Raw genomic sequence first — 13403 nt, forward strand, 5'->3', positions numbered from 1 at the left:
GTTATTACTGTTATAGTCAATAAATTCTATACTTATGCACGTACCAGTAAAAATATTTAGAAAATTTCTGTTTTATACTCTTCCCCTTAAGTATGTTCTAAAAGAAAGAGTTGTTCCATAAGAATGAATGGAGTAAAGCTTTTATATTGGAGGAAAATAGGATGAAATTTTCAAAGCCACTTTTTATTACAGTAGCGCTCTTAATAGCGCTCGTTATCATTGTACCTGCAGCCCTTGTTATTCCATTTGCGAAAGCAAAAGTAGGGGAAGAAACGGCCTCTAAAACTCCTCCAGCGATAGAAAGCATACCAGCTCCAGGAAAAGTAGATACAGCTGTTCAAGTTGCTGTATATCGCGAAAAACAGAAGAAGGTAGAAACATTACCAGTGGAGGAGTATGTGACAGGTGTAGTAGCTTCTGAGATGAATGCCAGTTTTGAAATAGAGGCACTAAAGGCGCAGGCATTAGCAGCGAGAACATTTGTAGTACAACGTATGCTAAGCGGAGGAAAGAAAAATAATGCGGACGTGACAGATACGGTGAAAGATCAAGTGTACAAAAGCAAAGATGAATTGAAGAAGCAATGGGGTAATAACTACGAAAATAATTTGAAGAAAATCGAAGAAGCCGTTTCGAAAACAGCCGGACAAGTTTTAACGTATGATGGAAAACCAATTTCAGCATCCTTCTTTTCAACGAGTAATGGCCGAACAGAAAATGCAGCTGACTATTGGGGAAATGATTATCCGTACTTGAAAAGTGTAGATAGTCCGTGGGATCAAGCCTCTCCAAAGTTTACGAGCGAGCAAACATTTACAGTAGCTGATTTTCAAAAACGTCTCGGTGTGAAAGTGCTAGCAGACGGGAAGGTTGGAAATATTAAAGACCTTACGGAAGGAAAGCGCGTAAAGGATGTAGCTTTTCAAGGAAAAACATTAACAGGAAAAGAAGTTCGTGAAAAGTTAGATTTACGTTCTTCTGATTTTACGTGGAAACAACAAGGAGATAAAATCATCGTTACGACGAAAGGCTTCGGTCACGGCGTTGGTATGAGTCAATATGGGGCGAACGGCATGGCAGCGGAAGGAAAGAAATATACAGATATCGTCGCTCATTACTATAAAGGCGTTGAAATAAAGACGATGAATGATTATGAAGGAAAATTGATGGTGAAGAAATAGGTGTCAGAACTCTGGCATCTATTTTTTCTGTTTAAAATATCATAATTTTCCATTAACTGTTTGATATAATAGGATAAAAAGGCATTTGGAGGAAATGAAATGGCGTTACTAGAGTTGAAACAATTAGGGAAGACGAACCAGTTACCGGCAATTGAGCTAAAGGTTGAGAAAGGACAATGTATTGTTTTGCAATGCAATAATCATACAGCTAAAGTGTTACACCGCATTATTATTGGTGAAGAAGAAGCTTCGACTGGCAATGTACTGTTTGAAGGAGAAGCAATTGGAAAGAAAAATTATTCCCGCATCGGCTTTTGTTTTTTGAAGGATGAGGCATATGATCGTTTGAAGGTGAAAGAATACTTTAAGTTTTTAATAGGGCTTTATGAATCAAAGATAAGTATAGAAGAAGTTGTGCAGTCTGTTGGTCTCCTAGATAAGCTAAACGTTAAAATAGAAAAACTATCATTTTCAGAGAAGCGTCGTCTTCATATTGGACGAATAATGATTCATAATCCGGATTTAATTATTTTGGAAGAACCGGAGCAAAATGTAGATATAGAGAGTACGGTTATTATTCGAAAAGCAATTATGAAAATGAAAGAGCAAGGAAAGGCAATCTTTATTACGTCATCATTTTTATCGGATGCCCTTTCGTTAACAGAGGATGTATACATATTAAACAATGATGGTGTGAAAAAGATAGAAATTGAGCAAGAGGAAGTGGAAGAAGTCGGTGAAGAAAAAGTCATTCAAATGATTCCGCAAATGAAGTTAGAAAGAATACCTGCGAAAGTGAACGATAAAATCATTTTACTTGATCCGATGGAAATCCATTTCATTGAAACGCAAAACGGAGTAACGCATATTCACGTTCGTGAAGGCGATTTCGTATGTGCATTAACATTAAGTGAACTAGAAGCGAGATTAACAGGTTTTGGTTTCTTTAGATGTCATCGCTCGTACCTTATAAATTTACAAAGAGTACGAGAAGTGATTACATGGACTCGTAACAGTTTCAGTTTAATTTTAGACGACGAAAGAAAAAGTTCAATTCCACTTTCAAAAGGACGCATGGATGAATTAAAAGGTGTGATTGGGCTATAAAAAGTGCTCCAATAAGCTCAACATGCGATTCATTCACCGGTAAAAATACTCCTTTTACCGGTATTTTACTGCGTAATCCCTTTGTTTTTCATATGATTGAGTCAAGAAAAGCGAAACAAACGAACGAAAAGCGCTAAAGCGACTTTCATCTATAAAGAAGAAAAACAAGGGGGATGAAGAAATGACATTGGCAATTGAAATGAAAGATGTAATGAAAAGTTTCAGTGGAAAAACGGCACTTCGAAATGTAAATATTGAGGTGAAGCAAGGAGAGATATTCGGATTCCTCGGACCGAGTGGATCTGGTAAGACGACAACAGTAAAAATTTTAACTTCTCAATTGCTTCATAGTGTTGGAACGGTAAGAGTATTAGGGAAAGATATTACAGGACCAAGTAGCATCGATTACAAACGAATTGGTATTTTAACAGATAACAGCGGCTTATATGAAAGACTTAGCATTTATGATAACTTACTATTATTTTGTGACTTATACGATTGCAAAAAAGAACGAATCGATGAAGTACTAACACAAGTAAATTTATTAGATGATAAAAAAACACCAGTAAAGAAATTATCAAAGGGAATGAAGCAACGCGTCACACTAGCGAGAGCAATCCTTCATAAACCAGATATCCTCTTCTTAGATGAACCAACATCTGCACTTGATCCAGTAAACGTACAAAACATTCATAAAATCTTAAAAGACTTAAATGAAGAAGGAACGACGATTTTCTTAACGACTCACAACATGGATGAAGCAGAAACGCTTTGTAACCGTATTGCCTTCCTTTGTGGCGGAGAAATTGTAGCAATCGATACGCCAGAGAACCTGCGCTTACAATACGCTAAGGATCAAATAGAGGTCGTATTAAAAGGTAAACGAAAAGAAGTAGTGCAAAAAGATGAATTAGGCGCAAATCGTATTTCAGAATGGATGAAAAAGGGCGAACTGTTATCTATTCATTCACACGAACCAACGCTAGGCGATATCTTTATTGAAGTTACTGGGAGGGGATTATAATGACATTTTCAATGAGACGTGTATCAGCTATTTTTAGAAAAGAAGTACAAGATTTTAAGACAAATTCACAAGTGTTGTTAATGGCATTTTTACCAATTATACTTTCATTTTTGTTTAGCAGATTTGGAGTGGGAAAGGAAATGTTAGGTATTACTACTATAACGGCCTTCCTATTTGTCGCAGGCTTTGTTCAATCTATGGTAATTGCAGAAGAAAAAGAAAAACATACATTGCGTGTATTAATGCTATCACCGGCATCTTCGGTTGAAGTTCTACTTGGAAAGAGTTTATTAACCTCGGGTCTGACAATGGTCATTTGTATTGCAAATTTATTCATTTTAGATCAGTTAAATATTAACCTTCCATTGGTAGGATTGATATTCTTATGCGGAACTATTTTGTTTATCGTACTTGGAACAATGATCGGATTACTTGCATCTTCTGTACCACAAACATCAATAATTGGAATGCCGATATTAATGACGATGTATTTGGCTGTACAGTTTGAGCCAATGGTTGAAAATAAAGTAATTAAGACGATGATTGGATATCTTCCAACATCTCATATTGTGAAAGCACTTAAAAGCTTAGTAGGTGGGGCGGGATTTAGTAGTATTAGTGGGCATGTATTAAATGTTGCAGTTTGGCTTATTATATCGCTCGTTGTATGTTTAATCGTATATAAAAAGAAACAATTAGACTAAAAACTGAGCTAAAAGTGCTCAGTTTTTTCTTTTTTCTATCATTTCCTCGGAAATTTTACAGCTCTTATACATATTTTTACAGATTTTGTCGAAAAGTAATTAGTTATACGTTGTATAGGATACGTGAATATTGTTCAAAATGATTGCTGAGGTGATGATGGAATGCGAGGAAGAAATAATAAAAAGTCGCAAAAGGTAGTACATTTATTTCAAAAAAGATGGGTGTTTCCGGCACTATACATTGCTTGTGCAGCGGTAATCTTAATGGTTGCGCTATGGTTCCAAGGAGCTAATCCGAAGAAGACTCCAAACCACGATCAAGCAACACCGTATACACAATCGGAAGATCCAGCAGTACCAGTAACGAAATCTTCAGAAGTAGTGAAAATGCCAGCTGCCGCGAATGCGGAAGTAGTCGTACAGAAGAAATTCTATGAAGATGCAGCAACTGAGGCGGAACAAGAAAAAGCACTTGTCTTTTATAACAACACATATTCCCCGAACAAAGGAATTGACATTGCTGCGAAGAATGGAAAAGAATTCAATGTTGCTGCTGCTTTAAGTGGTACAGTAACGAAAGCTGAAAAAGATTCACTTCTTGGTTATGTTGTAACAGTTGATAGTGGAAATGGTGTAGCGGTATCTTATCAAAGCTTAGGCAGTGTGAAAGTAGAAAAAGGTGCAAGAGTTGCACAAGGTGAAGTATTAGGAACATCCGGTCTAAGTGCAATGAATAAAGAGGCAGGCTCTCACGTTCACTTTGAAGTACGTAAAGACAATGTGGCTGTGAACCCTGAACGTTACTTAAATAAATCAGTAACAGAAATTAAAGCTGATGCAGGTGCTGCAAAGGCTACGAATGCTTCTGGTAAAAAAGCTGATGACAAATCTCAAAAAGAAGAGAAGTCAACGAGCACGAAACCTGAAAGTAAAACAGAAGACAAGTCTCAAAAAGAAGAGAAATCAACAAGCGGTTCAACTAGTGACAAAAAAGAAGAACCGAAGAAAGAAGAAAAATCAACAAATGGTTCTACAGAATCATCTAACGATTCTTCTTCACAAGAATAAGAAAGTGAAAAAATCAGTTCCCACTAGGGGAGCTGATTTTTTTATTTCTATATAAAAATACTCAATTTCGAGAAAAAAGTTGCAAAAACAAGGAAAAATGACGAGATTCTCGAATATATATTACAAAAGGGAGGGGATACTGTGTCATTTTTATTTGTTCTGTCGACTGCTATTATTTTATTGTTTGTTTTATTCACCTTATATTATTATATTGCCGGTAAGAAAGAGGTTCCCCACCATCAATTATTAGAAGAAGAGTTTGAAAGAGAAGAATGACGCCTTACATATAAGGTGTCATTTTTTTCGCCAAAATAGTCACTGTTAACGTATTTCTCACAAAAAAACGTAATTTTTCTTAACTTAGTCCGCAAAAATAGTGAACATGTAGCATATATCAGTAGTGCGGGCAATACAATGGTATAAATCAAAGCAAAGAGAGTGTTTGAGGTGAGAAATCGTGAATCATTTCATTATAAATCCAAGAATGTTTAACGCTTACAAACAGCACTCACACTTACTTCTTAGTCGTATGCAGCGAGGCTCATTTCACCCTTCTCACATCCAAATTAGGGAGGCGAGTGGTGTGCACGATTACATCAAAGAGAGAACTATCAAGATTGGTAAGTATATCGTGGAGACAAGAAAGACAGTGCGTGTCATTGCAAAGGAATTTGGGGTATCAAAGAGTACAGTCCATAAAGATTTAACAGAGCGTCTACCAGAAATTAATCCAGAGCTCGCAAATGAAGTGAAAGAAATTCTTGATTATCATAAGTCTATTCGTCATTTAAGAGGTGGAGAAGCAACAAAGCAAAAGTATAGAAAAGAAGATGTAGAGAAGCCTGTACGTCAATAATGTTACAGTAGCAAACATTCCGTTCACATTCGGTAATATTTTTCAGAAGAATTCTTTTTGCGAATATTACGTTTCTGTTAAATTTATGATAAAATCAGAAATTAGGTGAAAAGAATTCGGGTGTAACCTGATTTTGAATATCGAGGAGGAAAAAACGGGAATGTTTGCGCGAGATATCGGAATTGACCTAGGTACGGCTAACGTATTAATTCATGTTAAAGGTAAGGGTATTGTATTAAATGAGCCATCTGTTGTGGCAATCGATCGTAATAGTGGTAAAGTATTAGCAGTAGGTGAAGAAGCGAGAAGCATGGTGGGACGTACGCCTGGTAATATTGTAGCAATTCGTCCACTTAAAGATGGTGTAATCGCAGACTTCGAAATTACAGAAGCAATGTTAAAGTATTTCATTAACAAATTGGACGTAAAGAGCTTCTTTTCAAAACCTCGTATTTTAATTTGTTGTCCAACAAATATTACATCAGTAGAACAAAAAGCAATTCGTGAAGCTGCTGAACGTTCAGGTGGTAAAACAGTATTTTTAGAAGAAGAACCAAAAGTAGCTGCAGTTGGTGCTGGTATGGAAATCTTCCAACCAAGCGGTAACATGGTTGTTGATATTGGTGGAGGTACAACAGATATCGCTGTACTATCTATGGGTGATATTGTTACCTCTTCCTCTATCAAAATGGCTGGCGATAAGTTTGATATGGAGATCTTAAACTATATTAAACGTAAGTATAAGCTATTAATCGGAGAACGTACTTCAGAAGATATTAAAATTAAAGTTGGTACAGTATTCCCAGGTGCACGTAGCGAAGAACTTGAAATTCGCGGACGTGACATGGTAACAGGCTTACCACGTACAATTACAGTATGCTCTGAAGAAATTACAGAAGCATTAAAAGAAAATGCAGCTGTTATTGTACAAGCTGCAAAAGGCGTATTAGAGCGCACACCACCAGAATTATCTGCAGATATCATCGACCGCGGTGTTATTCTAACAGGCGGTGGAGCTTTACTACACGGTATCGACATGCTTCTAGCAGAAGAACTAAAAGTACCAGTATTAATTGCTGAAAACCCAATGCACTGCGTTGCGGTTGGTACAGGTATTATGTTAGAGAATATCGACAGATTACCAAAGCGTGCTTTGAGATGATTTGAAAGAACTAAGGCTAATGCCTTAGTTCTTTTTTCGTTTTTATATTTTTTTATTTTGTTTTTTTGCGAAAATGGAAGGAAAATAGAGAAATATGAAGGAAACAGGTAAAATATTCATATATATGGTTAAATTTAATATTTCCTTAATTGAAAACGTTTATAATATAATGAGTCGAATACGACATTAAGGCAAATAATGTTTCAATACATATTGCCTTTCCCTAATTTGGGCATACACTCTTTTCCACCTCCGTGTCAGTTGCAAAAATGTGCAACTATTTTAATGGAATAGAGTGTGTGCATTTTTTTTAGGAAGTTGTGCTAAATATAAAATGTTACTTTGTAATGACAAACAATAAACAAAATGGGATAATAGCAATATGTCCAAGTGGTAAGACCAATATTACAAAAGGGGCGATTGTTACATGCTAAATATAGAACAAATTAAAGAAATCATTCCTCACCGCTATCCATTTTTACTTGTTGATAAAATATTAGAAGTAGATGAAGGAAAAAGAGCGGTTGGGATTAAAAATGTATCCGCAAACGAAGAATTCTTTAACGGACACTTCCCTGACTATGCAGTTATGCCTGGTGTACTTATTGTAGAAGCATTAGCGCAAGTAGGAGCAGTTGCAGTATTAAAGAAAGAAGAAAACCGCGGGAGACTTGCTTTCTTTGCAGGTATCGACAATTGCCGTTTCAAAAAACAAGTACGCCCAGGTGATCAGCTTCGTCTAGAAGTAGAAATGACACGCGTACGCGGCCCAATTGGAAAAGGAAAAGCAATCGCAACAGTAGATGGTGAAGTTGCATGTGAGGCAGAAATTACATTTGCGATTGGTGATAAAAAAGAATAGAGAAAAATAAAAAAATCTCCTTGTGAAAAGACAAGGAGTTTTTTTATTTCTGCTATATAACGATGAAACAATAATATACAAACTAATCAGAAAATTACTTGTAAATAGATGGTAATTACCATATACTTACTTTATTGTTTATCTAGAAAACAGGATAAGTGATAAAGGTAATAAAGAAATAAGGGCATTGTCATATTGTTAAGGTACTTAAATAAGACAAAGTAGAATGTTATTGATTATGATGAAATGTGGGGAACTCAGCAAGAATATTAATTAGACGTATGAAATCGAGCATAAGAGAGAGAAAAGGGAAATGTCGCATTTCACAAAAGGAGATTATGAATATGTTCGGGAGAAAGAAAAGAAAACCATTACGACAATTAATTACACATAAAGAGCCTAAATCGCGTATTACAGAACAATACCGTAACATTCGTACAAACATTGAGTTTACATCTGTAGATAATTATGTTCGTTCTATTATTGTTACTTCAGCCGATCCAGGCGATGGGAAAACAACGACAATCTCAAACTTAGCAGTTGTTTTCGGACAACAAGGAAAGAAAGTTTTATTAATTGGAGCTGACTTGCGGAAGCCGACGATACAAAACTTATTTGCCATTCATAGTTCAAATGGATTAACAAACTTATTATCAGGACAAGCAAAACTTATGCAATGCATTCAAAAAACAGATATAGAGAACGTATACTTAATGGCAGCAGGTCCAATCCCGCCAAATCCAGCAGAACTATTAGGGAGCCGGGCGATGGACGAGGCGTTGCTAGAAGCATATAACATGTTTGATATTATATTAATTGACACACCACCTGTCCTTGCGGTTACAGATGCACAAATACTTGCAAATAAATGTGATGGAATCGTACTCGTTGTACGAAGTGAAAAGACGGAAAAAGATAAAATCGTAAAAGCGAAACAAATATTAGATAAAGCATCAGGCAAAATACTTGGAGTCGTTTTAAACGATAAAAGAGAAGAAAAAGAGCAGTATGGTTATTACTAAAATATAAAAAGCCAACAAAATTTTTGTTGGCTTTTTTGTTTTCTGAAAATTATTTATCAAGTTATACAGTGTAAAAAGCATGATATGATAAAATTTTTGGGAAATCATTGGAATGTGTTGTCATATTTAAGATAATTTTGTAAGATTAAACTTGTTTGTTGTGAACAAATATAAAACAGAATTATTAAAAATAAAAAATGTAAGATTTATATGTTATAATTTTTCCTATGTGTAAATTTTAGAAAGTTGGAGGAACCTATGGAAGAAACAATTAGTCTAAAAGAGTTATTTCATATCTTAAAAAAACGTTTAGCAATGATCCTCGTAATCGCATTTGGTGCAGCTATTGTAAGTGCTATCATTAGCTTTTTCTTCATGACACCAATCTATCAATCTTCGACGCAAATTCTTGTTAACCAGAAGAAACAAGAGGGTGCAATGTTCCAAGCTGGTGAAATTCAAACGAATATTCAATTAACGAATACATATAAGGTTATTATTAAAAGTCCAGTAATCTTAGAACAAGTGAATGAAAAATTAAATTTAAATATGACATCTCAAGCGCTAACAGGAAAGATTAATGTTGCGAATGAAAAGGATTCACAAGTAATCTCTGTAACAGCTGAGGATAAAGATCCAAAACTAGCTCGCGATATTGCGAATGCAACTGCAGATGTATTTAAAGGTGAAGTTGCAAAAATTATGAACGTTGATAACGTAACAGTATTATCTAAAGCAGAAGTTGCAGAAAATCAATCTCCAATTAAACCACGTCCAATGTTAAATGTGGCAATTGCTTTCGTTGTTGGTTTAATGGCTTCAGTTGGTCTTGCGTTCTTATTAGAATACTTAGATAACACAGTGAAAAAAGAAGAAGATGTAGAGAGCTTACTTGGATTACCAGTGTTAGGAATTGTAGCTCGTATGGATGAAGAAACAATGAACGTGAAATCACACGCTCCATCATCAAGAAAAGTGAGGGGACAAACAATTGGCTCTTAATTTATTTAAAAAGAAAAAAAATCATCGTCAACGCCGTCAATTAATTGCTCATCAACAACCGAAATCACCAATTTCAGAACAATATCGTAATATTCGAACGAATATTGAATTTGCAGCTATTGATACGAATTTACATTCATTAATGGTTACGTCTGCAAACCCAAGTGAAGGGAAAACGACAACGACAGCGAATATGGCAGTTGTGTTTGCTCAACAAGGAAAAAAAGTATTATTAATTGATGCAGATATGCGTAAACCAGCAATGCATCAAATGTTCCAAGTAGATAACATTTTTGGACTAACGAACGTATTAACAAATAGTGAACGTTTAGAGAAATGTGTGCAAACAACACTAGTTGATAATCTACACTTTTTAGCTTGTGGTCCAATCCCCCCAAACCCAGCTGAATTGTTAGGTTCAAAATCAATGAAAGAACTTCTTGGACAAGCATACAGCATGTACGATCTAGTTATTTTTGATATGCCACCAATTTTAGCTGTTACCGATGCGCAAATTATGGCAAATGTATGTGATGCTTCTATTCTTGTTGTTCGTAGTGAATCGACAGAGAAAGAAACAGCGGTAAAAGCAAAAGGATTGTTAGAATCGGCTAAAGGTAAATTGTTGGGCGTTGTTCTAAACGACCGTGAACGTGAACAAGGCCTATACTACTACTACGGTGCAAACTAATTTTAAAGTGAGATATGGTAAAAACATATCTCCTTTTTTCCCTTGAATATGAGCGATATCTCATATTCAAGGGAAAAAAGATCTTTATAGGAGAGAGGGAGGATGAAACAAATGATAGATTTACATTGTCACATTTTACCTGGTATCGATGACGGTGCACAGACAGTAACAGATAGTTTAGCAATGGCACAACAAGCCGTTTCAGAAGGAATACATACCATTGTCGCAACGCCGCACCATCAAAATGGAAAATATGTAAATGAACGTACCTCAATTATTCATCATGTAAAACAACTAAATGATGAACTACAACAACATAATATGCCACTTACCATTTTACCTGGGCAAGAGGTCAGATTATATGGCGATTTATTAGAAGACTATGAAGCTCGTAAAATCGTTACTTTAAATGAAACAAATAAATATATATTCATTGAATTCCCATCAAATCACGTACCTCGTTATGCAGAACAACTACTATATGAATTGCGCGTAAAAGGAATGATTCCAATTATCGTTCATCCGGAACGTAATGCCGAGTTAATCGAGCGGCCAGATAAGTTATATAATCTTGTAAATAAAGGTGCATTAACACAAGTGACAGCAGGTAGTTTACTTGGGAAATTTGGAAAAAAAATTAAAAAATTCTCACTACAGCTTGTAGAACATAATTTAACACATATGATCGCATCAGATGCACATAACACAACGTCAAGAGGATTTCATTTAGCGGGAAGCTATGAACTAATTGAGAAAGAATTTGGAATGAATGTTATGAGTGATTTGAAAGAAAATCCGTACTTATTAATTAGCGGGAAGGCAATTTACAAAGAAGATCCAGAACAAATTCGTCGTAAAAAATTGTTCGGTATTTTTTAAATAAAGAATTGGTGATGTCTCCTAACCGTTATCAATGGGGGCACTCGGTCGTGCTGTGGGTAGAAAATTTATTTTCGAACCTACCTTAGACGCTTGTCGTCGGGAGTATGACGTGAGGATGGGTTAGATGCCCATAATTTATTTTTAACAGAAACTCTACCTATGGAGTAATAACTATGACTTTATAGGTAGGGTTTTTGTTATTGTTACATATAGATATAATAATACACTTGGGGGTACTAGATTTGAAAAAAGTAAGAAAAGCAATTATTCCAGCTGCGGGACTGGGGACAAGGTTTTTACCAGCAACGAAAGCAATGCCGAAAGAAATGTTACCTATCGTTGATAAACCGACAATTCAATACATAGTAGAAGAAGCGATAGAATCAGGAATTGAAGATATTATTATTGTTACTGGAAAAGGAAAGCGTGCCATTGAGGACCACTTTGATCATTCTTTCGAGCTTGAACAAAGCCTTTTAGAAAAAGGAAAGTATGAAATGCTTGAAAAAGTACAAGCTTCCTCAAAAATTAACATTCATTACATAAGACAAAAAGAACCAAAAGGGCTGGGACACGCAGTATGGTGCGCCCGTAAATTTATTGGAAATGAGCCATTTGCGGTATTACTTGGTGATGATATTGTGCAGGCAGAAACACCATGTTTACGCCAATTAATGGATCAATATGAAGGAACGCAATCATCTGTAATAGGTGTACAAACAGTGCCTGAAAATGAAACACATCGTTACGGCATTATCGATCCAATTGAACAAAACGACCGTCGTTATCAAGTGCGTCAGTTTGTTGAAAAGCCAGCAGTAGGTACAGCACCATCAAATTTAGCAATTATGGGTCGTTACGTATTAACACCAGAAATCTTTATGTTCCTTGAAAGTCAACAAACAGGTGCTGGTGGGGAAATTCAATTAACAGATGCAATTCAACGATTAAATGAAATTCAACGTGTATTTGCATATGATTTTCAAGGTATACGTTATGATGTTGGGGAGAAATTTGGATTTATTAAGACGACGATTGAGATGGCGCTACAGCATGAAAATTTAAATGAAGAATTAATAAATTATATGAATGAAGTTATAAAAAGAGAAAAAATAACTGTATAAAGGAAGGGTGATAGATTTGGGCAGTCGTGAAATAGTAAGTGATTCATTAGAACACAGTACGTTGGAAATAAGAAAACCTAGTGGTATATATTTATGTTTAAAAAGGGTCATGGATCTAATTGGAGCAATAGTTGGATTAATAGTTTTTTCTCCAATTTTTCTTTTAATTTCAATTTTATATATGATAGGGAATAATAAGGGGCCTGTCTTTTTTAAACAGATCCGTATGGGGAAGAATGGAAAAGAATTTCATATTTATAAATTCAGATCAATGATTGTGAATGCGGAAGAGAAATTAAGAAGTAATGAAATATTATATAAAAAATATATAGATAATAATTATAAATTAGAGCCAAGCGAAGATCCACGTATAACAAAAGTAGGCCAATTTTTAAGAAAGACTAGCTTAGATGAACTTCCACAATTCTTAAATGTTTTAAAAGGTGATATGAGCCTTGTTGGTCCAAGACCAGTAGTACAAGAAGAGTTGGTAGAGTACGGAGAAAGAAAAGATGAATTTTTATCTGTAAAGCCAGGTCTTACAGGTTATTGGCAAGTAAGTGGAAGAAGTGATGTAGGATATCCAGAGAGGGTAGATTTAGAGCTATATTATGCTTATAATGCATCATTATGGTTTGATATTAAGATTTTGCTATTAACTGTTAAGAATGTTGTAGTCGGCAGAGGAGCATATTAAATTTTTTGAGTTGTTTAGAAA

Annotated in this window: 15 protein-coding genes; all 15 read left to right on the plus strand. The window is 35.3% G+C overall.

Annotated features, from left to right (window positions below; all coding sequences use genetic code 11):
* Positions 1-161 precede the first annotated feature (161 nt).
* Positions 162-1181: a stage II sporulation protein D gene (gene spoIID / locus ACTFP3_RS18940; RefSeq protein ID WP_000672663.1), complete on the plus strand. Its 1020-nt coding sequence runs from the start codon at positions 162-164 to the stop codon at positions 1179-1181.
* 99 nt (positions 1182-1280) lie between these two features.
* The gene (locus ACTFP3_RS18945) at positions 1281-2288 is read left to right on the plus strand and encodes a LytTR family transcriptional regulator DNA-binding domain-containing protein (RefSeq protein ID WP_001185925.1); all 1008 of its coding nucleotides are present in this window, start codon (positions 1281-1283) and stop codon (positions 2286-2288) included.
* A gap of 181 nt (positions 2289-2469) precedes the next feature.
* Positions 2470-3312 carry an ATP-binding cassette domain-containing protein gene (locus ACTFP3_RS18950; protein WP_440010986.1) on the plus strand — a complete coding sequence of 281 codons (843 nt, stop codon included), beginning with the start codon at positions 2470-2472 and terminating at the stop codon, positions 3310-3312.
* Positions 3312-4016 (plus strand): ABC transporter permease, encoded by a 705-nt coding sequence (locus ACTFP3_RS18955; RefSeq protein WP_000144450.1) that lies wholly within the window; start codon positions 3312-3314, stop codon positions 4014-4016. Before ACTFP3_RS18950 ends, ACTFP3_RS18955 begins: the two co-directional genes overlap by 1 nt.
* Positions 4017-4178: 162 nt before the next feature.
* Positions 4179-5084 carry a M23 family metallopeptidase gene (locus tag ACTFP3_RS18960; RefSeq protein ID WP_001214926.1) on the plus strand — a complete coding sequence of 302 codons (906 nt, stop codon included), beginning with the start codon at positions 4179-4181 and terminating at the stop codon, positions 5082-5084.
* Between the two features lie 141 nt (positions 5085-5225).
* On the plus strand, positions 5226-5360 hold the full coding sequence (locus ACTFP3_RS18965) for a hypothetical protein (protein WP_000008901.1): 135 nt from the start codon (positions 5226-5228) through the stop codon (positions 5358-5360).
* A 307-nt stretch (positions 5361-5667) separates the two neighbouring features.
* Positions 5668-5940, plus strand: a complete 273-nt coding sequence (gene spoIIID, locus ACTFP3_RS18970; RefSeq protein WP_000544012.1) for a sporulation transcriptional regulator SpoIIID — start codon at positions 5668-5670, stop codon at positions 5938-5940.
* Positions 5941-6100: 160 nt separating this feature from the next.
* The gene (locus ACTFP3_RS18975) at positions 6101-7102 is read left to right on the plus strand and encodes a rod shape-determining protein (RefSeq protein ID WP_000457978.1); all 1002 of its coding nucleotides are present in this window, start codon (positions 6101-6103) and stop codon (positions 7100-7102) included.
* A gap of 427 nt (positions 7103-7529) precedes the next feature.
* Positions 7530-7964: a 3-hydroxyacyl-ACP dehydratase FabZ gene (gene fabZ, locus ACTFP3_RS18980; protein ID WP_000931959.1), complete on the plus strand. Its 435-nt coding sequence runs from the start codon at positions 7530-7532 to the stop codon at positions 7962-7964.
* 344 nt (positions 7965-8308) lie between these two features.
* Positions 8309-8986, plus strand: a complete 678-nt coding sequence (locus ACTFP3_RS18985; RefSeq protein ID WP_440010988.1) for a CpsD/CapB family tyrosine-protein kinase — start codon at positions 8309-8311, stop codon at positions 8984-8986.
* 258 nt (positions 8987-9244) lie between these two features.
* Complete coding sequence (locus tag ACTFP3_RS18990) at positions 9245-9988, plus strand: YveK family protein (protein WP_000393137.1); 744 nt, start codon at positions 9245-9247, stop codon at positions 9986-9988.
* A complete protein-coding gene (locus ACTFP3_RS18995; protein WP_016513260.1) occupies positions 9978-10679 on the plus strand; it encodes a CpsD/CapB family tyrosine-protein kinase in 702 nt (233 codons plus the stop codon). The genes ACTFP3_RS18990 and ACTFP3_RS18995 overlap by 11 nt, the downstream gene beginning before the upstream one ends.
* 111 nt (positions 10680-10790) lie before the next feature.
* A complete protein-coding gene (locus tag ACTFP3_RS19000) occupies positions 10791-11558 on the plus strand; it encodes a tyrosine-protein phosphatase (protein ID WP_097920083.1) in 768 nt (255 codons plus the stop codon).
* Positions 11559-11803: 245 nt separating this feature from the next.
* Positions 11804-12685 carry a UTP--glucose-1-phosphate uridylyltransferase BpsC gene (gene bpsC, locus ACTFP3_RS19005; RefSeq protein ID WP_048534504.1) on the plus strand — a complete coding sequence of 294 codons (882 nt, stop codon included), beginning with the start codon at positions 11804-11806 and terminating at the stop codon, positions 12683-12685.
* A gap of 16 nt (positions 12686-12701) precedes the next feature.
* Positions 12702-13382: a sugar transferase gene (locus ACTFP3_RS19010; protein ID WP_048534506.1), complete on the plus strand. Its 681-nt coding sequence runs from the start codon at positions 12702-12704 to the stop codon at positions 13380-13382.
* Positions 13383-13403: the final 21 nt, after the last annotated feature.

Source organism: Bacillus cereus group sp. MYBK5-2 (assembly GCF_051915685.1).
Lineage (GTDB): Bacteria > Bacillota > Bacilli > Bacillales > Bacillaceae_G > Bacillus_A > Bacillus_A cereus.